The following is a 23693-nucleotide window of genomic DNA, read 5'->3' on the forward strand; positions in this document are numbered from 1 at the left end:
CTCATTGTCCTTCCTCGCCCGCACGTGGGAACTGCAGCTTGCCGGCGCAGATGGCCTCGGCGGGCTGCGCGGCAAGGCCCGCGACGGCCGTTTTCACATAGGCGGCGAGCCGTCGCGATTCGGCCCATTCCTCATCCGGGCGGATGTTGCGCCCCAGCGCGGCCACCAGCGCCTCGTCGTCCCGCCTCTCCAGTGCATCGGCATAGGCTGCGGTGCGGCCGTAATACATCTTGGCCAGGCGTTTCATGCGCTTCGGCACCCCGACATCGCTGATCCCAAGCTCACGCAACGAATGGTCGACATCGAGGAAGAACTCGTCGATGAGAACCTGCGCGACCTCCTGCGCCATCCCTTCCGTGCCATGCAGGCGGTGCTGGAGAAGGAACATGTGCAGGGACAGCATCTCGAAGCGGCCAAGCGGCGTATCCGGCACGTTCCAGTGCGAATAGAAGTGCGGCTGCCGCGCCGCTGCCACGATTTCCCCGTAGAGCGCGTCGGTGATTTCGCGATTTGCCTGGCGCTTGGCGCCGAACAGACGCTTGAACATGGAAAAGACGGTCTCCCGGGGACCCTTGTTTGGATGGCCTTGTTGCATCGGCGGCTAAGCTGGTTTACCGCTTTTGCGGCCTCGCGCAAGCGGGCGTGCAAGGCTGATTGGATGGAGTTGTCGTTGCGCGTGAAGAGATTCAAGTCGACATTTTCGTCGCGCCCTGCCGGGCTCGCATCGCTGCTGGCTGTCGCCGCCGTGCTTTCGGCCTGCAACAGTTCGAAGATGATCGGCGACCTCAACCCCGGCGAAACGCTGCATCAGGGGTATGTCGTCGACCAGCAGTCGCTGGACATGGTGCCGGTCGGCTCCAGCCGCGAGCAGGTGCTGCTGGCGCTGGGAACGCCCTCCACCACCGCCACCTTCGACAATGAAGTGTTCTACTACATCTCCCAGACCCGAAAGCGGCCGGTCGCCTTCGCCAACGCCAAGGTGGTGGAGCAGAGCGTGCTTGCCGTCTATTTCGGCGATGACGGCCGTGTCAGCAACATTGCCAACTACGGCTTGAAGGACGGCAAGGTGTTCGACTTCATCAGCCGCACCACCCCGACCGCCGGCAAGGACCAGAACTTCCTCGCCCAGGTCATCAGCGGCGCCGGCAAGCTCAACCCCGGCCAGGTCGGCAGCATGATCGGCGGCTCCGGCAACTGATCGCACGCGACCGCCGCGCCCGGGCATCGGAACGATCCGATGCCGGATTTCGGTTCTTTCACAAAAAACCCGCGGAGATCGCTCCCCGCGGGTTTTTTTCCGGGATGACAGCCGGAAGGCCGAATCAGCCGTGCGCCAGAACCGCCAGCAGCAGCAGGGCGACGATGTTGGTAATCTTGATCGCCGGATTGACGGCCGGGCCGGCCGTATCCTTGTAGGGATCGCCGACCGTATCGCCGGTCACCGATGCCTTGTGCGCTTCGGAACCCTTGAGGTGCTTGACGCCGTCCTTGTCGGTGAAGCCGTCCTCGAACGACTTCTTGGCGTTGTCCCAGGCGCCGCCGCCGGAAGTCATCGACACGGCCACGAACAGGCCGTTGACGATGACGCCGAGCAGCGAGGCCCCGAGCGCGGCAAAGGCCGAAGCCTTGGAACCCGAGATCAGCAGCACGCCGAAATAAACCACCAGCGGCGCCAGCACCGGCAGCAGCGAAGGAATGATCATTTCCTTGATCGCCGCCTTCGTCAGCAGATCGACGGCGCGCGCATAGTTCGGCTTCGAGGTGCCCTGCATGATGCCGGGATCCTCGCGGAACTGCTTGCGCACCTCCTCCACGATCGAGCCCGCCGCACGGCCGACCGCCGTCATGGCGATGCCGCCGAACAGGTACGGGATCAGGCCGCCGAAGATGAGGCCGGCCACCACATAGGGGTTCGAGAGGTCGAACGAAACCGTGCCGAGGTCCGAGAAGTAGGGATACTGGTCGGCATTGGCCGCGAAATATTGCAGGTCGTTCGAATAGGCCGCGAACAGCACCAGCGCGCCGAGGCCGGCCGAGCCGATGGCGTAGCCCTTGGTCACCGCCTTGGTGGTGTTGCCGACGGCGTCGAGGGCGTCGGTGGACTGGCGCACCTCCTTGGGCAGGCCCGACATTTCGGCGATGCCGCCGGCATTGTCGGTCACCGGGCCGAAGGCGTCGAGCGCAACGATCATGCCGGCAAGGCCGAGCATGGTCGTCACCGCGATCGCCGTGCCGAAGAGGCCGGCAAGCTGGAAGGTGGCGATGATGCCGCCGACGATGACGATGGCCGGCAGCGCCGTCGATTCCAGCGATACCGCAAGGCCCTGGATGACGTTGGTGCCGTGGCCGGTCACCGAGGCCTGGGCGATGGAGTTCACCGGGCGCTTGTTGGTGCCGGTGTAGTATTCGGTGATCACCACGATCAGCGCCGTCACCAGCAGGCCGATCAGGCCGCACGCGAACAGATTGCCGCCGGTAATGACCATGCCGCTGACGGTGCCGACCTCGCCCCAGCCGATGGTCAGCTGGTTGGCGATGGCCAGGCCGACGATCGACAGCAGGCCGGTAACGATCAGGCCCTTGTAGAGCGCGCCCATGATCGAGCCGTTGGAGCCCAGCTTGACGAAGAAGGTGCCGGCGATGGAGGTGATGATGCAGGCGCCGCAGATGACCAGCGGATAAAGCATCATCTCGCCGAGATTGGGCGCATTGCCGAAGAAGATGGCGGCGAGCACCATGGTCGCCACGACCGTGACGGCATAAGTCTCGAACAGGTCGGCGGCCATGCCGGCGCAGTCGCCGACATTGTCGCCGACATTGTCGGCGATGGTGGCCGGGTTGCGCGGATCGTCCTCGGGAATACCGGCTTCCACCTTGCCGACCAGATCGCCGCCGACATCCGCCCCCTTGGTGAAGATGCCGCCGCCGAGACGGGCGAAGATGGAGATCAGCGACGCGCCGAAGCCGAGCGCCACCAGCGCATCGACCACATCGCGGCTGGCCGGGGCATGGCCGAGCGGCCCGGTGAGTATCCAGTAGTAGACCGACACGCCGAGCAGCGCGAGGCCGGCAACCAGAAGGCCGGTGATCGCGCCGGACTTGAAGGCGATGTCGAGGCCGGCGGCCAGGCTGTTGGAGGCCGCCTGCGCGGTGCGCACATTGGCCCGGACCGACACATGCATGCCGATGAAGCCCGCGGCGCCCGAAAGCACGGCACCGATCAGGAAACCGAACGCGGCGGTCGCGGATAACAGCCACCACGCAAGCACGAAGACGACGACGCCGACGATGGCGATGGTGGTGTATTGGCGGGTCAGGTAAGCCTGCGCGCCCTCGCGGATGGCCGCGGAGATTTCCTGCATGCGTGCGTTGCCCTGGTCGGCGGCAAGCACCGACTGAGTCGCCCAGATGGCGTAAAGGACAGAAAGCAGGCCGCAGGCGATGACGACATAAAGCATGGTCATTGCCGGATTTTCCTCACATGATGGCCCGCAAGAACCCCTCTCCCCGGGCCGTTGCAACCAGACCGAACTGCATTGTGCAGTGCGACCTAATGTAGCGGCTTAGGCGAAACCGGCTGCCAAGGTCAAGATATTGTTGAGCTTTGCCCCGGTTTCGCCCGAAAGTATCATTTCGCGCCGCAAAAGGACGGAATCGTCAGCCCTTTTTCAGATCCCGGTCGGGCAGATCACGCCGCGCGGTGGCGACGGTCGGCAATGGTTTGCAGGACGAGCATGACGAGACACAGGCCCGAAAGCGGGAACAGTATCCAGGCGAGCATGTCCCAGCCCCAGGCATTGTAGACCGCGCCCGACATCAGCGAAGCGAAGGCGACGCTGGTGAACAGCACGAAATCGTGGAAGCCCTGCACCTTGCCCTTCTCTTCCGGCGTGTAGCATTCGGCCACGATGGCGGTGGAGCCGATGAAACCGAAGTTCCAGCCAAGGCCGAGCAAAATCAGGGCCGTCCAGAACTGCCAGAGCTGGATGCCGGACAGCGCCACGAGGCCGCAACCGATGAGCAGCGCAAAGCCGATGGCAACGATGGTCGGCGCGCCGAACCGGCTGATGAGTCTGCCGGTGAAGAAGCTCGGCGCGAACATCGCCATCACGTGCCAGGAAATGCCGAGCGTCGCCTCGTCCGAGGTGAAACCGCAGCCGACCATGGCCAGCGGCGCGCCGGTCATCACGAAGGTCATCATCGCATAGGAACCGACGGCGCAGGTCAGGGCCGTGATGAAACGCGGCTTTGCGATGATCTCGGTCAGTGGCCGTCCGCTCGACACGGCCTCATGCGCCTTCTCGACGAGAGGACGCGGGCGCAATTGGGCAAGAACCAGCGCACCGATGCCCGCAAGCACGATCAGCGCGGCGAAGGCCCCCGCGAACATCACCGGTTCGAGCAGGTCCTTGGTGAAGATCACCACCTGGGGGCCGATCATGGCGGTGAACACGCCGCCCGCCAGCACGAAGGAGATGGCGCGGGCCTTGAAGGCCGGCGGCGCGTTGTCGGCGGCGGCAAAGCGGAACTGCTGCACGAATGCGCTGCCGAAGCCGACCACGAGCAGGCCGAATGCGAATATCCAGAAGCTGGACTGGAACAATGCGATGGTGGCGATCAGGCCGCCAAGCGCCGTCAGGCCGGTTCCGGTCAGGAAGCCGTCGCGCTGGCCGAGCCGGCGCACGATCGCCGCTGCCGGCAGCGCACCGACCGCGACACCGACATTGAAGCCCGTCAGCGGGGCGGTCGCGAGGGACTTGTCGAGACCCAGAAGGTAGTGGCCGGCAAGCGCGCCGAGCGCGAAGCAGATCGGCGCTGCCGAACCGACGATGGCCTGAGCGGCGGCCAGGATCAGCGCTGTCCGGCGTGCCTCCCGCTCGATGGCGGGCGTCTGCGCGCCGGTGGCTGCCTGTCCCGATGCGCTCATGAAGCCTCCTTGCCCTTGCCTCGTCCTTCGCCGCGCACGCGGCGGGAAATGCGGTCGAGCACTGCATTGACGAGCTTGGGCTCGTCTTCTTCATAGAATGCCTTGGCGATGTCGACATATTCCGAGACGATCACGGCGACCGGAACATCGGCGCGCATCATCAGCTCATAGGTGCCGGCGCGCAGAATGGCGCGCAGCGTGGAATCGAGCCGCGACAGCGGCCAGTCCTCGGTCAGCGCCTGGCGGATGATCGGATCGAGCGTCTTCTGCTTCTCCACCACGCCGGCCAGGATGGCCCGGAACCATTGCGCGTCCGCCTCGCGGTAGAGCGCGCCATCGACTTCCTTGCCGAGCCGGAAGGCCTCGTATTCGGCCGTGATTTCCAGCAGCCCGCTGCCGGCGACATCCATCTGGTAGAGCGCCTGCACGGCGGCGAGGCGCGCCGCGCCGCGCTTGTTGGCATGCCGCATCTGCGGGGTCTTGTCAGCAGGTTCCGTCACGAACGTTCAGCTCCAAGCCGATCGCGAACCGCGATCATGGTCAGTGCCGCGCGCGCGGCAAAGCCGCCCTTGTCGCCTTCGCTGCGACGCGCGCGCGCCCATGCCTGCTCCTCGTTCTCGGTGGTGAGGATGCCGTTGCCGATGCAGATCGATTCCTGCACCGACAGGTCCATCAAAGCGCGCGCCGATTCATTGGCGACGATCTCGAAATGGTAGGTCTCGCCGCGAATGACGGTGCCGAGGGCGACGAAACCATCATAGCCCTCGCCCTCATCGTCCTCGGCGTCGAGCGCGAAGGAAATCACCGCCGGAATTTCGAGCGCGCCGGGCACCGTAACCACCTCATATGCGGCGCCGGCTTCATCGAGCGCCGTCTTGGCACCTTCCAGCAGGGCGTCGGCGAGGTCGTCGTAAAAACGAGCCTCGATGATGAGCAGTTTTTTCTTCTTGTCCTGGGTCATGGTCCCTGCGTCTCCGGCCGAGCCGGTCAATTAGGCCGAAGCGCGTGAGTCCGCAAGCCTCACGCGAAGAGGATGCTTTGGGTCAGGCTTTCGCCTTGTCAGTATCCCTGCGCCGCCGCTTCCGACAAGCGTGCAGCATAGCGCGCCATGGTATCGATTTCGAGGTTTACCCGATCGCCGACCTGGCGCTCGCCCCAGGTGGTCACCTGCAGCGAATGGTGGATGAGCAGCACGTCGAAGCGCCTGCCTTCCGCCTTGTTGACGGTGAGCGAGGTGCCGTCCAGCGCCACCGACCCCTTGGGCGCGATGAAGCGGGCGAATTCCGGCGGCGCCTCCAGCGTGAAGCGCACCGCATCGCCCTCGTCCTGCCGCGCCACGATCTCGGCCGTGCCGTCGATATGGCCCGCAACGATGTGCCCGCCCAGTTCGTCACCGATCTTCAGCGCCCGCTCCAGATTGATGTGCGTTCCCGCCTTCCACTGCGCGGCCGTGGTAAGGCGCAGGGCCTCTTCCCATGCCTCGACCTCGAACCAGCGCGCATTGGAGCCGTTTTCAGGCAGTGCGGTCACCGTCAGGCACACGCCGGAACAGGCAATCGAAGCGCCGATATCGATGGTTTGCGGATCGTAGGCGGTGTCGATGCGCAGCCGCACCCCCTCCTTGAGCGGCTCGACCGCAGCAACCTTGCCGACATCGGTGACGATACCCGTGAACATCAGATGGCCCTTACCCACTCTGCAAAACCGTCCTGGTCGAACTGCATCTCGCGCAGCTTGCGGAAACCTGCCGGGATGGTATCCGGCCCGATGGGCGCGGCAATGCCTTGCCCGCCGACCTCTGTCGGCCCCCGAAACAGCACGATGCGATCGACGAGGCCCTCGTCGAGGAATGACTGCGCCACCGACGCTCCGCCCTCGACGATGATGCTGGACATGCCGAGCGCGGCCAGATCCTCCAGCAGTTCAGGCAGCGCGATCTTGCCTTCGTGCACCTCCGTGCCGATGAAGCGCACGCCGTGGCGTTCCAGTAAGGCGCGGCGCTGTCCATCGATCAGCGGGTTGGAGGCGATGTAAAGTGGCACCCGGTCCACGCCCGAAACCAGGCGCGAGGCCGGCGGCAATCTCATCTCGCTGTCGAGCACGATGCGCGCCGGCGAGCGGTTTTCCAGCCCCGGCAACCGCACCGTCAGTTCCGGATCGTCCTCCAGCGCCGTGCCGATGCCGATCAGGATCGCATCCGCCTCGGTCCGCATCAGATGCACCTCGCGGCGCGCCACCTCTCCGGTGATGGGAACCTGTCCCTCGCCCCTGACGCCGATCTTTCCATCGCTGGAAAGCGCCATCTTGAGAATGACCTCCGGCCGTTTCTTCAAGGAACGCATGAGATAGCCGGCCAGCTGGTTCGCCGCTTCCGGGGCCAGCACGCGTTCAGTGACCTCGACACCCGCCTCGCGCAATATGGCGTAACCCTTGCCCGAAACGCGCGGATCGGGGTCGCTGGCGGCACCCACCACCCGCGCGATGCCGGCCGTCACCAGCGCCTCGGCGCAGGGCGGCGTGCGGCCGTGATGCGCACACGGCTCCAGCGTCACATAGGCGGTGGCGCCGTGCGCCAGCTCGCCGGCCTCGGCCAGAGCTTCCGTCTCAGCATGAGGGCGACCGCCGATGGCGGTAACGCCCGTGCCGACGATCATCGGTCCCGCCCCATCGTCGCGCACGATGATCGTGCCGACCGAGGGATTGGTGGACGTACGGCCGGAATGGCGGCGGGACAGGCGCAGGGCCGCAGCCATGAACCTGCGGTCCAGTTTCTCTTGTGCGGTGTCAGCAGCGCCAGCCATCGCTCAGTCGATATCCTCGTCGACCTTGAGCTCGCCGAGCACGTCGTGGAAATCCTTGGCCTCGCGGAAATTGCGATACACCGAGGCAAAGCGCACATAGGCGACGTCGTCCAGCGACTTCAGCGCCTCCATCACCAGACGGCCGACTTCCGCCGAGGGAATTTCAGTCTCGCCCGAACTTTCGAGCTGGCGCACGATGCCGGTCACGGCCCGGTCGATGCGCTCGGGATCGACATTGCGCTTGCGCACCGCGATCTCCACCGAGCGCAGCAGCTTGTCGCGGTCGAAGGGAACCTTGCGGCCCGACTTCTTGACTACCACCAGATCGCGCAACTGCACCCGTTCGAAAGTGGTGAAACGGCCGCCGCAATCGGGACAGACGCGCCGCCGGCGGATGGCCGAGCCGTCTTCGGCGGGGCGCGAGTCCTTCACCTGTGTGTCTTCGGATTGGCAATAAGGACAACGCATGGAAAGCCTTGTTCGCGATTCTGTCGGTGCCGGGAAAGCTAAAGCCTTTCCGCTCAGGTAGGAAGCGCGAAGGCAGAAATCCAACGTCGTCGCGTCCGCAATATGACTTCGCGCGGAAACCTGCCGTCAGGGTACATACACCGGCGAGATCGCCCAAAATGAAACGGCTGCCGCGCGTTCAGCGCAGCAGCCGCTCCAAAAGCGTGATTACAGGCTTATCCGAGATAGGAATAGAGCGGGAAGCGGTTGGTCAGGTCCACGACCTTCTGCTTCACGGCAGCTTCGACGGCGGCGTTGCCGTCATCGGAGTTGGCCGCCTTCAGCCCGTCGAGAACCTCGGCGATCAGCTTGCCGATCTCGCGGAACTCGGCCTGGCCGAAGCCGCGCGTGGTGCCGGCCGGCGTACCCAGACGCACGCCCGACGTGACGAACGGCTTTTCGGGGTCGAAGGGAATGCCGTTCTTGTTGCAGGTTATGTTGGCGCGGCCAAGCGCGGCCTCGGCCCGCTTGCCGGTGGCGTTCTTGGGGCGAAGGTCGACCAGCATCAGGTGGTTGTCGGTGCCGCCCGAGACGATGTCGAGGCCGGTTTCCTGCAGGCTGGAAGCCAGCGCCTTGGCGTTGGCCACCACATTCTGCGCATAGACCTTGAAGTCCGGCTTCAGCGCCTCTGCAAAGGCCACGGCCTTGGCGGCGATGACGTGCATCAGCGGGCCGCCCTGCAAGCCCGGGAAGACGGCCGAATTGATCTTCTTGGCGATGTCCTCCTCATTGGTGAGGATCATGCCGCCGCGCGGGCCGCGCAGCGACTTGTGCGTGGTGGTCGTCACCACATGCGCGTGCGGCAGCGGAGACGGGTGCATGCCGCCCGCGACGAGGCCGGCGATGTGGGCCATATCGACCATCAGATAAGCGCCGACGGCATCGGCGATCTCGCGGAAGCGCTTCCAGTCCCAGATGCGGGAATAGGCCGTGCCGCCGGCCAGGATCAGTTTCGGCTTCGTCTCGTTCGCCTTGCGCTCGACCTCGTCCATGTCGAGCAGGTGATCGTCCTCACGCACGCCATAGGAGACGACGTTGAACCACTTGCCGCTCATGTTGACCGGCGAACCGTGGGTGAGGTGGCCGCCCGAATTCAGGTCGAGCCCCATGAAGGTGTCGCCTGGCTGCAGCAGGGCGAGGAAGACCGCCTGGTTCATCTGGCTGCCCGAATTGGGCTGGACGTTGGCGAACTTGCAGTCGAACAGCTTCTTCGCCCGCTCGATGGCCAGTTCTTCCACCACGTCCACATACTGGCAGCCGCCATAGTAGCGCTTGCCCGGATAACCTTCGGCGTATTTGTTGGTCAGGACGGTGCCCTGCGCCTCCATCACGGCGCGCGAGACGATGTTCTCCGAGGCGATCAGCTCGATCTCGTGGCGTTGACGGCCAAGCTCGTTGCGAACAGCGTCAAAAATCTCGGGATCGGCATCCGCGAGGGTGGTCTCGAAGAAGGAATTGAACGAACTGGATGCAGCCGACTGTATCGCCATTACCGGAAGTTTCCCTAACTGGAGTAGACCCGGGGGCGCATTAGCACAGTTGCCCTGCCCTAGCCACTTTCACCGCGAAATTACCTGGCCCTATTGCGCCGGTTATCGATAGCCCAGGCGGTCAATTCCGGCCCGCCTGTAGAAAAGGGCCGCCACACGGACAGCCCTTTTACGATATGCTCTGGTATTTCCCGGCTACAGGGCCGAAGAAATCTTCAGTTCATCGACCCCGTCCCAACCATAAATGTCGTCACGGAATTGCGCGACGCCGTCGCCGGTCGACCAGGCCGAGACATAGAGGAAATGCACGGGGACCGGGTTGGTCACGGCCACCGGAACGGTCTCGCCACTCTTGATGGTCGCCTCGAACTGCTGCCGGCTCCAGCCGGGTGTATCGCGCAGCACCCAGGTCACCAGGTCGCGCACGTTCTGGACGCGCACGCAGCCCGAGGAGTCGAAACGCATCATCTGGCCGAACAGGCTCTGCTGCGGCGTGTCATGCATGTAGACGCCGTCCGGGCTCGGGAAGTTGATCTTCACCGAAGCCATGGCGTTGTTGGTTCCCGGCTCCTGCCGGAAACGGTACTTCGCCGCCTCCTCGGTCGACCAGTCCACCATCATCGGATCGACCTCGCTCCCATCGGGGGCGAACAGGCGGATCTTGCTGTCCTTGAGATAGTTGGGGTTCTTGCGCATCAGAGGAATGATGTCCTTGCGCACGATGGAGGTGGGCGCCGTCCAGTAGGGATTGACGATGATCTCGTTGATCTTGGAGTTCACGATCGGCGTCTGGCGGTCGATCTTGCCGACGATTGCCGTATGACGCAGCACGACGCGGTCGTTCTCCACCGCCTCGATCTGGGCTGCGGGAATGTTGACCAGCACATAGCGATTGCCGAGCGTGCCGACCTTCTCGCGCAGACGGACGAGATTGGTTTCGAGCTGGCCAAGCCGGGTCTGGGCGTTGATGTTCATGGCCAGATAGCTGTACTTGCCCAGCACGCCGTCAGCCGGCAGGCCGTGGCGCATCTGGAAGCGCTTCACCGCCGCATCGACGTAGGAATCGAAGGATTCCGACAGGCCGGCATTCTGCGGAAGGTCGCCCGAAACCATCAGCCGCCGGCGCAGCGGCACCACGTCCGGATCGATCACGCCGATCTTGAGCTTCTTGGTGTCCGGCACCGGCTGCCACCCGCCCTGGGCAACGAGGTTGCTGTATTGGGCGATGGCCTGTTCGGTATAGGCGATGGTCTGCTGGCTGAAGATGGGGCGCGTCGACAGAACCTTGGCGCTGCCGCTGGAACGCGCGTCGAACGTGTCGCGCCAGCCGCCCTGCCCCGCGGCCCTGAGAATATCGCCGACCGCATCCTGGGCACGCGCGCCGCCTGCGATCATCGAGGCGGCAAGGGCCGAAGCCCCGGACAGAAACAAACGACGGTTCGTCTTCATGGGCGTTCCAGACATTCTTCCAGTCAGTGTTCAGGCAATGCCGCCGGGCACTCTAGGGTTGCGACCTTAACAATTCGCCAACCATGCCATCGCTTTGGCGCCGAGAAGGCGCCGCGCCTGAACGGGTTCCTTATCGCCGGACATTCGCGCCCGATCTGCTGACATTCTCGCTTCCATCCGAATATGGCGGCAACGTGGCGCAGCCCTGCTTTCAGCCCCGCCGCAAATGACAAAGGCCGGGTCTTGTGCCTTTCCGGCACCGCCCGGCCAGTCAACGGATCACGCGATCCGTGTGCGCGACGAAATCCTACATGCGATAGGCGATGGTGTCGTTCCAGAAGCGGTCCAGGCGCTGCAAGGCCCGGTTCATCTGCTTGAACTCGTCAGTGTTGATGCCGCCGACCTGCTCGATGGAGCCGACGTGCCGCTCGTAGAGCCGCGCCACCACATCCGCCACGTCCATGCCCTTGTCGGTCAGGCTGATGCGCACCGAACGGCGGTCGAGCTTGGAGCGCTGGTGATTGATGAAGCCCAGATCGACCAGCTTCTTGACGTTGTAGGACACGTTCGAGCCGAGATAGTAACCGCGGGAGCGAAGCTCGCCGGCAGTCAGTTCGGCATTGCCGATATTGAACAGAAGCAGCGCCTGGATGGCATTGATGTCGGAGCGGCCTGCCCGTTCGAATTCGTCCTTGATCACGTCAAGAAGACGGCGATGCAACCGTTCAACAAGCTGAAGCGATTCCATGTACAGCGAACGGATACCTTCCTGGCTTTCATTCGATACATTAGCGGGCTTCGCCGCCGAGCGCTGGTTGTTCATTGTCTTTGCCTCTCGTTTGTCGCCTGGTGATTTTTTGTTTTTTCTCACCTTGATCGCGACACTATCGAATACTCATAAAATTCGACTTAAACACCAAGGCTAACAAGAGCTTACCAGCGACAGCCGTCGAAGACGCTTAATGAATAGTCACGCCTCACGGGACAATTAACCTAAAAAATGAGCTAACGGTTCGGCGGGCCCGGCAGGGCCGGCACGCGCCTATTGCACGGCTTCGGCGCGCCGGCGCCTCTGCATCGCCGCGCGGAAGCCGCAATAGATCGCGGCGACCACCGCATGCGTGACGACGACCGAAGGCCGGTGGCCGAAATATTGCGGAAAGCCGGCATGCATGGCGATCTCGCCGGCCGCGCACAGGAACCAGATGACCGGCCCCCAGGACGCAAGCATCCACAGGCCGGCGGCCGCGAAGGGAAACAGCACCGCCAGCACCGAGGCGGCGATCTGCCATTGCACCGGCATCAGGTCGAAGCGGTACAGATCGCCCGGATAATAGCCGATTAGCCGGATCCAGTAGAGAACGCCGGACACAAGGCACAGGCAGGCGATGAGGCGCAGGAACACGGCAAAGGCGATCTCGATCGTCCCTGGCTCCAAAGCGGCGCGGCCTGGAAGCTCCTCCCTCACAGGACCAGTTCCCGGTCTCCCAGCGGCGCGAAATAGGCTTCGGCCGCGGCATCGCTCACACCGTCCAGCGTCGGCGGGTTCCAGACAGGCGTCGAGCCCTTGTCGACGAGCACGGCCCGGATGCCCTCATAGAAGTCATGGCCGTCCAGCATGCGGTTGAGCACCCGGAACTCCATGCGCATGCAATCGTCCATGGAAAGGTCCGCCCCTCGCCTGATCTCGCGCCATGCCACCTTGAGGCTGGTCGGGGAGCGCGACAATATGGTCGCGAGCGTCTTCGACGCGAACTCGTCGCCCGCCCCGGCTTCCTCCTTCAGGCTGGCGAGGGCCGTTTCCAGCGTCTCGTGCGAGAAATGGCGCTCGATGGCGGCGAAGGTCGCGGCATCGGTCTCGGCCGGCACCGCGACATGAAACCGCCCCAACACTTCCTCCACCTCGCCGGAGGCCGTGAGCGCTTCGACAAGCTCCTGCTGGCTCTCCGATCTGATGGTTTGCGTGGCAAGCCCGACGGCCAGCGCATCGCCCTGGCGCACGCGGTTTCCGGTCAGCGCCATATACATGCCGAAAGCGCCGGGAAGCCGCGACAGGACATGGCTGCCGCCGACATCGGGAAAGAAGCCGATGCCGACTTCGGGCATGGCGACGATGGCGTTCTCGGTCATCACCCGGTGCGAGCCGTGGGCAGAAATGCCGACGCCGCCGCCCATGACGATTCCGTCGATCAACGCGACATAGGGCTTGGGAAAGCGCGCCAGTTGGGCGTTCATCCGGTATTCGTCCGCGAAGAATTCGACATGGCGCTCACCCGCCCTGCCGGCGCGATAGACATCCATGATGTCGCCGCCGGCGCAGAAGGCCCGCCCTTCGCCCCGAACCAGCACGAGGCGGACGGAAGCGTCCTTTTCCCAGACATCGAGGGCGGCCGCCAGCGCGTGCACCATCCGTCCGGTGAGGGCATTGAGGGCCTTGGGGCGCGTGAGCGTCACCACGCCGGCCTGCCCCATGGTCTCGAAGCGGATTTCATCGCCGCCGCCAAAATCCATCGTCACAGATTCCCTCTCAAACGCTCTCAGGCGAAAGTGCTAAGGGCCACATGCAGGCGCGTCAATGCCGGCCGGCCATGGCGGGCGCGCACGATTGCGCCCTCGCACAATGATGTCGCATTGGTCAGCGACGGCAGCCATGTTAGAACGCTTCTGGAAAACGGCCTCGCTGGGGGCCCACCGGTTTGCGCAAGAGAAGGACCGGGACTGGCATGTGAAGCCGCTCCCGGGAGATTGGCCATGAACAGGTTCGCACCCACCAAAGCGGCAGGTACACGCACCGTCGACGACGTCACCGGCTCCAGAAGGCTCAGGCGCATGCGCAAGGCCGCGTGGTCGCGGCGGCTGGTGCAGGAGAACCATCTCACCGTGGACGACCTGATCTGGCCGATCTTCCTGGTCGAGGGCGAGAACGTGCAGGAGCCGATCGCCGCCATGCCGGGCGTCTTCCGCCTCTCCGTAGACGTGGCGGTGCGCGAGGCCGAGCGCGCGGCAAGGCTCGGTATCCCGGCGATCGCCACCTTTCCCAAGGTGGATGTCTCGCTTCGCGACACCACCGGCTCGCTGATCCTCGACCCCGACAACCTCACCAACCGCGCCACCCGCGCCATCAAGGAGGCGGTGCCGGAAATCGGCGTCATCACCGATGCCGCGCTCGACCCCTTCACCAGCCACGGCCATGACGGCGTGCTGCGCGACGGCATCATCGTCAATGACGAGACCGTCGAGCAGATCGCGGCCGGCGCGGTGCTTCAGGCCGCGGCCGGGGCCGACATCATCGCCCCTTCCGACATGATGGACGGCCGCATCGGCGTCATCCGCTCGGCGCTGGACGAGAACGGCTTCCAGGACGTGGCCATCATGTCCTATGCGACCAAGTTCGATTCCGCCTTCTATGGTCCCTATCGCGACGCCATCGGCACCGCCGGCCTGCTGCAGGGCGACAAGAAGACCTATTACATCAACGCCGCCAACTCCGCCGAGGCCCTGCGCGAAACCGAGCAGGACATCCTCGAGGGCACGGATATGGTGATGGTCAAGCCCGGCCTGCCCTATCTCGACATCATCCGCCAGATCAAGGACAGCTTCGCCCTGCCCACCTTCGCCTATCAGGTGTCGGGCGAATATTCGATGATCAAGGCGGCAGCCGCCAATGGCTGGATCGACGGCGACCGGGCAATGATGGAATCGCTCCTCGCCTTCAAGCGCGCCGGCGCCGACGGCATCCTCACCTATTTCGCGCCGACCGTGGCCGAGATGCTGAAAGGGTGAGCGGCCCGGGACCCGCCACAGCGACAGCCACAGAGCCATCCGACAACACCGCGGCGACGGCACATGACCGTCACTGGCGGCGCAATCTCGCCGTCTGCTTCGCCGGTTCCTTCTCCACCATCGTGGCGATGACCCTGCTGCTTCCCTTCCTGCCGCTCTATGTCGAGCAGCTCGGCGCGCATGGCCATGCCAGCATCGTGCAATGGTCCGGCATCGCCTATGGCGCCACTTTCCTGGCCGCGGCGCTGGTGGCGCCGCTCTGGGGCAGGCTCGGCGACCGCTACGGCCGCAAGCTGATGCTGGTGCGCGCCAGCTTCGGCATGGCGGTGTGCATGTCGCTGATGGGCATGGTGCAAAGCGTGGAACAGCTCGTGCTGCTGCGCCTGGCTGTCGGGCTGGCCGGCGGCTATGCATCGGGCTCCACCATCCTCGTCGCCATGCAGACCCCGAAGGAGCGTTCCGGCTGGGCGCTCGGCGTCCTGTCGGCCGGCATCATGGCCGGCAATCTCGTCGGCCCGCTGATCGGAGGCTTGCTGCCGCCGCTGATCGGCATCCGCGCCACCTTCCTGCTTTCCGGCGGCGTCATCTTCCTCGCCTTCCTGGCCACGGCCCTGTTGGTGAAAGAAGAACACAGACCGCAGCAAAGCAGCGCGGAAAGGCCGGCCGGCGCATGGGCCGCCATTCCGGACAAGCGGCCGGTTGTCGCCATGCTGGTAACCGGCATGCTGCTGATGCTGGCCAACATGTCGATCGAACCGATCATCACCGTCTATGTCGCGCAACTCGTCGAGGATCAGGCCCATGTCACTCTGGTCGCCGGCGTCGTCATGTCCGCGGCGGCGCTCGGCAGCATCGTGTCGGCAACCTGGCTCGGCAAGCTCGCCGACCGCGCGGGGCACTGGAACGTGGTGGTGGGCGCGCTGGCCGTCGCCGCCCTGCTGCTGGTCCCGCAGGCTTTCGTCACGGCGGGCTGGCAACTCATCGTGCTGCGCTTCCTGATGGGGCTGGCGCTCGGCGGCCTGCTGCCGTCGATCACCAGCGTCATCCGCCATAACGTGCCCGACGGCGTCGGCGGCAACGTCCTCGGCTATTCGATCTCGGCCCAATATGCCGGACAGGTGGTCGGGCCTCTGCTCGGCGGCTTCGTCGGCGGCCATATCGGCATGCCGGCCGTTTTCCTCGGCACGGCGGCACTTCTGGCCGGCGGCGCGGCCTGGAACCGGCTGGCGCAAACCCGGCACGGCAATTTGCAGCATTGATTTGCCCGCCCCCAGGCACAAAGTGCCGGCGGATCGGAAATCCCGCCGACCTGATTCTTGCAGGAGCAACCGCCGATGAACAACCGTCTCCTCGTTTTTGCCGCCGGCACCAGCGGCGCGGCCGGCGTCGCCCTTTCGGCGGCCGCATCGCATGGCGGCGGCCCCTTCACCGGCACCGCCGCCTCCTTCCTCGTCATGCACGCGCCTGCCCTGCTGGCCATCGGCCTGCTCACCGCCAGCCGCACCCTGCACGCGGCCGGCCTGCTGCTTCTGCTCGGCCTTGCCATCTTCTGCGGCGATCTGCTGGCGCGCGACTTCCTGGGCACGCGGCTGTTCCCCTTCGCGGCGCCGACCGGCGGCACGCTGCTCATCGCCGGCTGGCTGGCGGTCGCCCTGGCAGCGCTTCGCGGCGTCAAAACCGCCGATTGACGCGAAAATCTTGAAAACGCGCGCCCACCCACCATCTGAAGCCTGTAACGACGTGCAAACGGAAAGGCTCGGAAACGCCCATGAACGCTCGCGTGCTCGACGGCGAGATCATCACCACGAGGCAGGACGACGTGCGCGCCTATGACGGCGTGCGCACACGCCGCGTGCTGGCCTTCGTCATCGACTATATCCTCGTCGGCCTGCTCACGATCCCCTTCGCCATTCTGGTTCTGCTGCTCGGCCTGCTCACCTTCGGGCTCGGCTGGGCGCTGTTCGGCATTCTCGTGCCGCTGGTGGCGCTCACCTATGTGTGGTTCACGCTGGGCAGCAAGGACCAGGCCACCACCGGCATGAAGCTGATGAGCCTTCGCCTTGAACGGCTGGATGGCCGCCCGGTCGACAGCATTTTCGCGGTGGTGCATTCCGTGCTGTTCTGGGCCGGCAACGTGATCCTGACCCCGCTGATCCTGCTGGTCACGCTGTTTGCCGACCGCAAGCGCACCCTGCACGACCTGCTGCTCGGCACCGTCGTCATCCGCACCGACCGGTGACAGGCTTGCGTGAGCCGTCCATACGGCTTACGCTAAAAGGGAAATGGGGATGGAGCTCCCCGAAACCGCCGGACCCGGCTGATGGCTCCTGTCGCAACGAAACCGCGGCAGGGGTACGTCTTGAAGAAGCCCCGCCGCATGGCGGGTTTTTTTGTGCCCGCCCGGTCAGAAGGAATTGACGCCGATGTCTTTCACATCCTGCCTCGCCGTGGCCCTGGGAGGCGCTGTCGGGAGCTTGGCTCGCTACATGCTGTCCGCCGCCGCCCAGCCGATCAGCGGCTCGCTGCCCTGGGGCACGATCCTCATCAATATTCTCGGCTCTTTCATCATCGGCCTGTTCGGAACGCTGACACTGACCCATGGCCGCTATCCCGTTTCGGAGAACGTGCGCCTGCTGGTCATGGTCGGCGTATGCGGCGGCTTCACCACCTTCTCCTCCTTCAGCCTCCAGACGCTGGACCTGCTGCGGTCCGGCGCCATGGGCAGGGCGGCGATCAACATCATCGCCTCGGTCGTGCTGTGCGTCGGCGCGGTCGCGATCGGCCATTTCGCCGCCACCTGGTTCAACCGCGATGTGCGCATCGTTCAACTGCCGATCGAGGAAGAAACAGGACCTGCGCAAACGTCTTGAATTTTTTGGAGAACGGGCCAAGCTATTCATATCTTGGAGTTCGCTTGCAGATGACGCAGCACCTGACCCAATCGCCGCAGTTCTTCCTGACTGCGCCTTCGCCCTGCCCCTATCTGGAGGGCCAGTTCGAACGCAAGGTCTTCACCCATCTCGTGGGCAACAAGGCGGCGGAAATGAACGACCTGCTGACGCAGGGCGGGTTCCGGCGCTCGCAGAACATCGCCTATCGCCCGGCCTGCGAAACCTGCCGGGCCTGCGTGTCGGTGCGCATCCTGGCACAGGAATTCACGCCCAGCCGCAACATGCGCCGGGTGCTGCAGCAGAATCAGGACCTCGTCGGCACCATGCACGACGCCCAGCCCTCGACCGAGCAATATTCCCTGTTCCGTTCCTATCTCGACGCCCGCCACCGTCTCGGCGGCATGTCCGACATGACCGTGCTCGACTATGCGATGATGGTCGAGGACACCCATGTCGAGACCAAGATCATCGAATACCGCCGGCGCGGGCCGGACAGCTTCATCACCGGCAAGGGCGAAGGCGAGCTGATCGCCGTCGCCCTCACCGATCGCATGGCCGACGGGCTGTCCATGGTCTATTCCTATTTCAACCCTGACATGGAGGAGCGCTCGCTCGGCACCTTCATGATCCTCGATCACATCGAGCGTACCCGCGCCATGGGCCTGCCCCATGTCTATCTCGGCTATTGGGTCAATGGCTCACGCAAAATGAGCTATAAGATGCGCTTCCAACCGCAGGAGCATCTCGGCCCCAAGGGCTGGGACCGCTACCAGGTGAAATAAGCGGGGCCCGTCCCTCCGGCCTGCCGGACACGCAAAACGCCCGAATGACGGGCCGCTCTGCCGTAATATTCCAGAAATTTTTGGAGCATGTCGCCCGAAAGTGGGAACCGGTTTCGGGATAACGACATGCGTAAAAATACAGACTTACAGCGCCCGCCGGAGTTTTTGCCTTGCCCACAAACATCGATCATCACACCAGAGGCCTGCTTCTCACCGCTTTCGGCGGCCTGGCCCTGACAGTCGACATTCCCCTGATCCGGCTGGCCGACGGAGATACATGGTCGATCCTGTTTGTCCGCAGCGCCATGACCTTCGTCGCCGGCATCGTCATGTGGGCCGTGTGGCGCTTCTTCTCTGCCGACGCGCCGAAGCTCGTACCCGGCCGCGCCGGCCTGATCGTGGCTGGCCTCTACGGCATCGGCACAATTTTCTTCGTCACCGCCGTCTTCAACACTTCGACGGCCGATCTCGTCTTCATCCTTGCCTTCAACACCATGTTCGCGGCGCTGTTGTCATGGGTGTTCCTGAAGGAGCGGCCGCGGCCCCAAACGCTGCTCGCCATGGCGCTGATGTTCGCCGGCATCGTCATTATCGTGGGTTCCTCCCTCGGCAGCGGCAAGATTTTCGGCAATCTCCTGGCCATGGGGGCGGCCTTCAGCCTCGCCAGTGCCATCACCATCTCGCGCTCCAGCGGGCAGGACATGGGCTTCACCGCACTGGTGGGGGTAATCATGCCTTGCCTCGTTGCCGGCTTGATGGTCTGGAAAAACGGCTTCTACATCGCCGAGCCGGGCTGGATCCTCTTCAACGGCGCGGTGATCATGCCCATCTCGTTCTTCTGTCTTGCCAACGGTCCGAAATATATTTCCGGTCCCGAAGTCGCCATGTTCTATCTGCTGGAAACGGTTCTGGCCCCGGTCTGGGTATGGATGATCTTTTCCGAAACACCCACCCGCAGTAGCCTGCTCGGCGGGGCGATCCTCGTCCTCACGCTCATCGCCCATTCTCTGTGGCAGTTGCACGAAGGCCACAGGCGCCGCGCCACCCTGGCGCTCCGCCATCCGGCCTGAATTGGCTGGCCTCGTCAGGGAAAATCAGCTCTCCACGGCCGCCGACCGGCCCGCCCGGTAGCGCTGGGCGGCGGAAGGCTCCTCTTCCTCCACAACGGCCTCCGCCGTCACCACCGGAACCACGGACGTCTCCGTCAGGTCGACCTCGTGCTGCCATTCGCGCCAGATGGCCACCAGAAGCGCCATCAGCACCGGACCGACGAACAGACCGACAAAGCCCATCGTCTTCACCCCGCCGACCAGGCCAAAGAAGGTCGGCAGGAAAGGCAGCTTGATCGGCCCGCCGACCAGCTTGGGCCGCAGCGTCTTGTCGACGATGAACAGTTCGACCGACCCCCACAAGAACAGAGCCACGCCGGCGAAGGGCGAACCGCTGGCGACTAGGTAAAGCGATACCAGCGTGAAGGAGAGCGGCGCACCGCCGGGGATGAGCGCCATCAGGCCGGTCAGCGCACCGAGCGTCACCGGAGACGGCACGCCGGCCAGCCAATAGGCCGTGCCCAGCACCACGCCTTCGCCGATGGCGATCAGCGTCATGCCGGTGACCGTCGAGCTGATGGTGGCCGGCACGACGCGCGATATGCGTTCCCACCGCGCCGGCAGGATGCGCTCGCCGATGCGGTCGATCTGCGCCGCGAAGGCCTCGCCGTCGCGATAGGTGAAGAACAGGGCGATCAGCATGAACAGCAGGGCAAGCAACAGGCTGAAGGCGCTGCCGCCGGCCGCCACCACGCCCCGGTAGATGCTGCCGATATTGGCGCCGCTGACGAGCTGGATCAGTTCGCCGATGCCGCCCGGATGATCGATGGTGGTCGACCATTGCTGGGCGAGCCATTCGCCGATGACCGGCAGCGCCGCGATCCATTCGGGCGCCGGGGCGCCGTGCCGGTTGGCCTCGACGGCCCATGCCACCCATTCATGGATCTCGTTGAACGCATACATGCCGGCAAACACCACCGGCACGATCAGGAAGGTGAGGATGAGCAGCAGCGCGCAGGTTGCCGCCACGGTACGGTTGCCGCCGACGGCCGCCAGCAGGCGCCGGTAGAGCGGCCAACTGGCGAAGGCGATGATGAGGGCGGCCAGAACCGGAACCAGGAAGCCGTGGAAGAAATAGACGCCAGCCGCGACAATAAGGATGAGCAGCCAGCGCGCCGCCGACAGCGGCTGGATGACCGCCGCCCTGACCGGTGCGGCGCGGCCCATGAGGCGCAACTCGCGACCGTTCTTCTGACTGTCCTGTTCTTTCAAACGTCGTGCCTCCAGCCGAGTCGGCTTGCCCGAGCCCCAGTCTGCACCAGCATAGTGCAGCAATCATTACGACAATCCAATAACCACGAAAGTGGAGAAAGATATTGGCGGAAGCATGTTCACGACACGTTCCCCCAAGCCGGAACGCCACGACCGATCATGATACCGGACTGCAGGATTGCCCTGCAGGCCATTGGAACCAGACGACGCTTCTGAAACCTGGAGCAGCGGGCGTTCCGACGAACGCACCCGCTGCTCCAGCCTGGTTTTTCCGGCCGCATTTGTGCAACGCCAGACGATTCCGTCCGGCTGCGAAATGCGTTAGCCGAACTTACCGGTGCGCGGGAATCCCTTGGGCACCATGCGCCCGGCCGTGGCTCGCGAGCCGATCCATTCGGAAAGCTCCGCCTGCGTGCGGGTGAAGGTGCGGTCGGCGGAATCCTGCCAGGTCAGGCCGGCTTCCATGGCGAAGGTCTTGAGGTCGAGCACACCGCCGGACTTGTATTTTTGCAGCCGCACGCCCTTGCCGCGCGTCATCTCCGGAATTTCCGACAGGGCAAACACCAGCAGCTTGCGGTTCTCGCCCACGATGGCGACATGATCGCCCGTTGTCGGAATGCAGAAACGGGCTTCATCGGGGTTCTTGACGTTCATCACCTGCCTGCCCTTGCGGGTGTTGGCGACCGCCTCGTCCTCCGAGACGAGGAAACCGTTGCCCTGATGCGAGGCGAGCAGAAGCTTGCGCTTCGGCTCATGCACGAAGGCAGTGACGATGTCCTGGTCGGTTTCCATGTCCACCATGATGCGGATCGGCTCGCCATGGCCGCGCCCGCCCGGCAGCCGGTCGGCGCCGATCGTGTAGAACTTGCCGCCCGTGGTAAAGACCAGGATCTTGTCGGTCGTCTGGGCGTGGAAGGCCAGCTTCAGGCTGTCACCCTCCTTGAAGGAGAGCTGCGAATAGTCGCCGAGATGCCCCTTCATGGCGCGCAGCCAGCCTTTTTCGGAGACGACCACGGTGATCGGCTCCTTCTCGATCATCGCCTGCGCGATGTCGGTGAGGTCGTGCTCCGGCGCCTCGGCGAAGGTGGTGCGGCGCGGCCCGAGTTCCTTGTTCTCCTCCGGCCCGAAATCGCGGCGGATGGTCTGGATTTCCCAGGCGATGGTGTTCCACTGCTTCTGCTCGTCGCCGAGCAAGGCCTCGATCTGCTGCTTCTCCTCGGTGAGGGCGTCGAATTCCTTGCGGATCTCGAACTCCTCCAGCTTGCGCAGCGAGCGCAGCCGCATGTTGAGGATGGCTTCCGCCTGCGTGTCGGTAAGCTCCCACCGCGCCATCATGACGGGCTTGGGCTCATCCTCCTCGCGGATGATGCGGATCACCTCGTCGATGTTGAGATAGGCGATGAGATAGCCGGCGAGGATTTCCAGCCGCCGCTCGATCTCGGCCAGCCTGTGACGCGAACGGCGCAACAGCACTTCGCGGCGATGGTCCAGCCATTCGCGCAGCACGCTTTTCAGCGACAGCACGTTCGGCACCTTGCCGCGCGACAGCACGTTCATGTTGAGCGAGAAGCGGCTTTCAAGCTCGGTCAGCTTGAACAGCGATTCCATCAATATGCCCGGATCGACGGTTCGGCTCTTGGGCACCAGCACGATGCGGATGTCTTCCGCACTTTCGTCGCGAATGTCTTCCAAAAGCGGCAGCTTGCGGGCGATCAGCAGTTCGGCGATCTTCTCGATCAGCCGCGATTTCTGGACGCCGTAGGGAATTTCGGTGACCGCGATCACCCAGGTGCCGCGGCCCTGGTCTTCCTGATGCCAGCGCGAGCGCACGCGGAATGAGCCTCGGCCCGTGCGGTACGCCTCGGCGATCGAAGCGCGGCTGTCGATGACGATGCCGCCGGTCGGGAAATCCGGCCCCTGCACGAAATCCATCAGGCGGTCGCCGGAGACCTCCTGTCCGGACTTGATGCCGTCGATCAGGCAGAGCGCGGCATCGCACAATTCGGCCGCGTTGTGGGGCGGTATCGAGGTCGCCATGCCGACCGCGATGCCGGAGGAGCCGTTGGCCAGCAGATTGGGGAACGCGCCCGGCAGGACGACCGGCTCCTCGTCCTCCTCGTTGTAGGTGGGGCGATAGTCGACCGCATCCTCGGTGATGCCGGCGAGCAGTTCGGTCGCCACATCGGTCATGCGCGCTTCGGTGTAACGCATGGCGGCGGCGTTATCGCCGTCGATATTGCCGAAATTGCCCTGCCCGTCGACCAGCGGGTAGCGCATCGAAAAGCTCTGCGCCAGACGCACCAGCGCATCGTAGATGGACTGGTCGCCATGCGGGTGGAACTTGCCCATCACCTCGCCGACGATGCGCGCGCATTTGGCGAAGCCCTGGTCGGGGTTCAGCCGCAGCAGCCGCATGGCGTGCATGATGCGGCGGTGGACCGGCTTCAGCCCGTCGCGCACATCCGGCAGGGCACGATGCATGATGGTCGACAGCGCATAAGCGAGATAGCGCTCCTCGAGCGCCTGCTTGAGGTCGACCGGTTCGATGTGATCGCCGCCATCACCGGGCGGCAGAAGGCTCTTTCCCATGGGGGTTGACTAACCGAGGCGCCGATTCGCGGCAAGGGCAAGTCGACCGTCAAGTGCCATTCCGATCACCGAAAAATGCAACCGCTCTTGCTATTTTGACGTGAATTTCTACCAATGGGTCAAAATTGGCCTTGCTCCCGCCTTTCTAGTGCG

23 protein-coding genes and 1 riboswitch are annotated in these 23693 nt (G+C 64.4%); of the genes, 8 read left to right on the top strand and 15 right to left on the bottom strand.

The genetic code is table 11. The annotated features are described in order from the left end of the window. Position 1: 1 nt before the first annotated feature. Positions 2–547 carry a ubiquinol-cytochrome C chaperone family protein gene (locus tag ACVCNR_RS02530; RefSeq protein ID WP_354192243.1) on the bottom strand — a complete coding sequence of 182 codons (546 nt, stop codon included), beginning with the start codon at positions 545–547 and terminating at the stop codon, positions 2–4. A gap of 123 nt (positions 548–670) precedes the next feature. On the opposite strand from ACVCNR_RS02530, the gene ACVCNR_RS02535 reads away from it, so the two are divergent. Next, positions 671–1198: an outer membrane protein assembly factor BamE gene (locus tag ACVCNR_RS02535; protein WP_354192242.1), complete on the top strand. Its 528-nt coding sequence runs from the start codon at positions 671–673 to the stop codon at positions 1196–1198. Between the two features lie 124 nt (positions 1199–1322). Here ACVCNR_RS02535 and ACVCNR_RS02540 read toward each other — a convergent pair whose 3' ends face one another. The 12 genes from ACVCNR_RS02540 to ACVCNR_RS02595 form a co-directional block, all read right to left on the bottom strand. Beyond that, complete coding sequence (locus ACVCNR_RS02540; RefSeq protein ID WP_354192241.1) at positions 1323–3464, bottom strand: sodium-translocating pyrophosphatase; 2142 nt, start codon at positions 3462–3464, stop codon at positions 1323–1325. 224 nt (positions 3465–3688) lie between these two features. Continuing rightward, positions 3689–4927, bottom strand: coding sequence for an MFS transporter (locus tag ACVCNR_RS02545; protein WP_354192240.1), 1239 nt, complete (start codon positions 4925–4927; stop codon positions 3689–3691). After that, positions 4924–5427 (bottom strand): transcription antitermination factor NusB, encoded by a 504-nt coding sequence (gene nusB / locus ACVCNR_RS02550; protein ID WP_354192238.1) that lies wholly within the window; start codon positions 5425–5427, stop codon positions 4924–4926. Before nusB ends, ACVCNR_RS02545 begins: the two co-directional genes overlap by 4 nt. Beyond that, on the bottom strand, positions 5424–5888 hold the full coding sequence (ribH, locus tag ACVCNR_RS02555; protein ID WP_354192237.1) for a 6,7-dimethyl-8-ribityllumazine synthase: 465 nt from the start codon (positions 5886–5888) through the stop codon (positions 5424–5426). The genes nusB and ribH overlap by 4 nt, the downstream gene beginning before the upstream one ends. Positions 5889–5986: 98 nt before the next feature. Then, positions 5987–6604: a riboflavin synthase gene (locus ACVCNR_RS02560; protein ID WP_447073718.1), complete on the bottom strand. Its 618-nt coding sequence runs from the start codon at positions 6602–6604 to the stop codon at positions 5987–5989. Continuing rightward, positions 6604–7728 (bottom strand): bifunctional diaminohydroxyphosphoribosylaminopyrimidine deaminase/5-amino-6-(5-phosphoribosylamino)uracil reductase RibD, encoded by a 1125-nt coding sequence (gene ribD, locus ACVCNR_RS02565; protein ID WP_447073719.1) that lies wholly within the window; start codon positions 7726–7728, stop codon positions 6604–6606. Before ribD ends, ACVCNR_RS02560 begins: the two co-directional genes overlap by 1 nt. A gap of 3 nt (positions 7729–7731) precedes the next feature. Then, positions 7732–8196, bottom strand: coding sequence for a transcriptional regulator NrdR (gene nrdR / locus ACVCNR_RS02570; protein ID WP_354192234.1), 465 nt, complete (start codon positions 8194–8196; stop codon positions 7732–7734). A gap of 215 nt (positions 8197–8411) precedes the next feature. Continuing rightward, positions 8412–9725 (bottom strand): serine hydroxymethyltransferase, encoded by a 1314-nt coding sequence (gene glyA, locus ACVCNR_RS02575; protein ID WP_447073721.1) that lies wholly within the window; start codon positions 9723–9725, stop codon positions 8412–8414. 195 nt (positions 9726–9920) lie between these two features. Beyond that, complete coding sequence (locus ACVCNR_RS02580; protein WP_354192232.1) at positions 9921–11174, bottom strand: L,D-transpeptidase family protein; 1254 nt, start codon at positions 11172–11174, stop codon at positions 9921–9923. Between the two features lie 307 nt (positions 11175–11481). Then, positions 11482–11997, bottom strand: coding sequence for a transcriptional regulator LdtR (gene ldtR, locus ACVCNR_RS02585; RefSeq protein ID WP_354192231.1), 516 nt, complete (start codon positions 11995–11997; stop codon positions 11482–11484). A gap of 219 nt (positions 11998–12216) precedes the next feature. After that, positions 12217–12642 carry a DUF6163 family protein gene (locus tag ACVCNR_RS02590; protein ID WP_354192230.1) on the bottom strand — a complete coding sequence of 142 codons (426 nt, stop codon included), beginning with the start codon at positions 12640–12642 and terminating at the stop codon, positions 12217–12219. Continuing rightward, a complete protein-coding gene (locus tag ACVCNR_RS02595; protein ID WP_447073722.1) occupies positions 12639–13685 on the bottom strand; it encodes an enoyl-CoA hydratase/isomerase family protein in 1047 nt (348 codons plus the stop codon). The genes ACVCNR_RS02590 and ACVCNR_RS02595 overlap by 4 nt, the downstream gene beginning before the upstream one ends. Positions 13686–13925: 240 nt before the next feature. Between ACVCNR_RS02595 and hemB the strand changes: the two genes are divergently transcribed. The 7 genes from hemB to ACVCNR_RS02630 all read left to right on the top strand — a co-directional run bounded on the left by hemB (position 13926) and on the right by ACVCNR_RS02630 (position 19700). Further along, positions 13926–14957 (top strand): porphobilinogen synthase, encoded by a 1032-nt coding sequence (gene hemB, locus ACVCNR_RS02600; RefSeq protein ID WP_354192227.1) that lies wholly within the window; start codon positions 13926–13928, stop codon positions 14955–14957. After that, positions 14954–16216, top strand: coding sequence for an MFS transporter (locus ACVCNR_RS02605; RefSeq protein ID WP_447073724.1), 1263 nt, complete (start codon positions 14954–14956; stop codon positions 16214–16216). Before hemB ends, ACVCNR_RS02605 begins: the two co-directional genes overlap by 4 nt. A 75-nt stretch (positions 16217–16291) precedes the next feature. Next, a complete protein-coding gene (locus tag ACVCNR_RS02610; protein WP_447073726.1) occupies positions 16292–16645 on the top strand; it encodes a DUF423 domain-containing protein in 354 nt (117 codons plus the stop codon). 80 nt (positions 16646–16725) lie between these two features. Then, positions 16726–17196 (top strand): RDD family protein, encoded by a 471-nt coding sequence (locus tag ACVCNR_RS02615; RefSeq protein ID WP_447073727.1) that lies wholly within the window; start codon positions 16726–16728, stop codon positions 17194–17196. A gap of 36 nt (positions 17197–17232) precedes the next feature. Further along, a riboswitch (Fluoride riboswitch) is annotated at positions 17233–17294 on the top strand. A gap of 86 nt (positions 17295–17380) precedes the next feature. Then, positions 17381–17827, top strand: coding sequence for a fluoride efflux transporter CrcB (gene crcB, locus ACVCNR_RS02620; RefSeq protein ID WP_447073728.1), 447 nt, complete (start codon positions 17381–17383; stop codon positions 17825–17827). A gap of 50 nt (positions 17828–17877) precedes the next feature. After that, the gene (locus ACVCNR_RS02625) at positions 17878–18630 is read left to right on the top strand and encodes an arginyltransferase (RefSeq protein ID WP_354192221.1); all 753 of its coding nucleotides are present in this window, start codon (positions 17878–17880) and stop codon (positions 18628–18630) included. A gap of 170 nt (positions 18631–18800) precedes the next feature. Continuing rightward, positions 18801–19700: a DMT family transporter gene (locus ACVCNR_RS02630; RefSeq protein WP_447073729.1), complete on the top strand. Its 900-nt coding sequence runs from the start codon at positions 18801–18803 to the stop codon at positions 19698–19700. A 24-nt stretch (positions 19701–19724) separates the two neighbouring features. Here ACVCNR_RS02630 and ACVCNR_RS02635 read toward each other — a convergent pair whose 3' ends face one another. Then, positions 19725–20906: an AI-2E family transporter gene (locus ACVCNR_RS02635; RefSeq protein WP_447075623.1), complete on the bottom strand. Its 1182-nt coding sequence runs from the start codon at positions 20904–20906 to the stop codon at positions 19725–19727. 366 nt (positions 20907–21272) lie between these two features. After that, complete coding sequence (gene parC, locus ACVCNR_RS02640) at positions 21273–23540, bottom strand: DNA topoisomerase IV subunit A (protein WP_354192217.1); 2268 nt, start codon at positions 23538–23540, stop codon at positions 21273–21275. Between the last annotated feature and the right edge of the window lie 153 nt (positions 23541–23693).

The organism is Aquamicrobium terrae (assembly GCF_052978165.1).

Coding starts and splice junctions, on each gene's coding strand:
- ACVCNR_RS02530 (WP_354192243.1), bottom strand. CDS start 547: ATGTTCAAGCGTCTGTTCGGCGCCAAGCGCCAGGCAAATCGCGAAATC.
- ACVCNR_RS02540 (WP_354192241.1), bottom strand. CDS start 3,464: ATGACCATGCTTTATGTCGTCATCGCCTGCGGCCTGCTTTCTGTCCTT.
- ACVCNR_RS02545 (WP_354192240.1), bottom strand. CDS start 4,927: ATGAGCGCATCGGGACAGGCAGCCACCGGCGCGCAGACGCCCGCCATC.
- ribH (WP_354192237.1), bottom strand. CDS start 5,888: ATGACCCAGGACAAGAAGAAAAAACTGCTCATCATCGAGGCTCGTTTT.
- ACVCNR_RS02560 (WP_447073718.1), bottom strand. CDS start 6,604: ATGTTCACGGGTATCGTCACCGATGTCGGCAAGGTTGCTGCGGTCGAG.
- ribD (WP_447073719.1), bottom strand. CDS start 7,728: ATGGCTGGCGCTGCTGACACCGCACAAGAGAAACTGGACCGCAGGTTC.
- nrdR (WP_354192234.1), bottom strand. CDS start 8,196: ATGCGTTGTCCTTATTGCCAATCCGAAGACACACAGGTGAAGGACTCG.
- glyA (WP_447073721.1), bottom strand. CDS start 9,725: ATGGCGATACAGTCGGCTGCATCCAGTTCGTTCAATTCCTTCTTCGAG.
- ACVCNR_RS02580 (WP_354192232.1), bottom strand. CDS start 11,174: ATGAAGACGAACCGTCGTTTGTTTCTGTCCGGGGCTTCGGCCCTTGCC.
- ldtR (WP_354192231.1), bottom strand. CDS start 11,997: ATGAACAACCAGCGCTCGGCGGCGAAGCCCGCTAATGTATCGAATGAA.
- ACVCNR_RS02595 (WP_447073722.1), bottom strand. CDS start 13,685: ATGGATTTTGGCGGCGGCGATGAAATCCGCTTCGAGACCATGGGGCAG.
- hemB (WP_354192227.1), top strand. CDS start 13,926: ATGAACAGGTTCGCACCCACCAAAGCGGCAGGTACACGCACCGTCGAC.
- ACVCNR_RS02610 (WP_447073726.1), top strand. CDS start 16,292: ATGAACAACCGTCTCCTCGTTTTTGCCGCCGGCACCAGCGGCGCGGCC.
- ACVCNR_RS02615 (WP_447073727.1), top strand. CDS start 16,726: ATGAACGCTCGCGTGCTCGACGGCGAGATCATCACCACGAGGCAGGAC.
- crcB (WP_447073728.1), top strand. CDS start 17,381: ATGTCTTTCACATCCTGCCTCGCCGTGGCCCTGGGAGGCGCTGTCGGG.
- ACVCNR_RS02625 (WP_354192221.1), top strand. CDS start 17,878: ATGACGCAGCACCTGACCCAATCGCCGCAGTTCTTCCTGACTGCGCCT.
- ACVCNR_RS02635 (WP_447075623.1), bottom strand. CDS start 20,906: ATGGGCCGCGCCGCACCGGTCAGGGCGGCGGTCATCCAGCCGCTGTCG.
- parC (WP_354192217.1), bottom strand. CDS start 23,540: ATGGGAAAGAGCCTTCTGCCGCCCGGTGATGGCGGCGATCACATCGAA.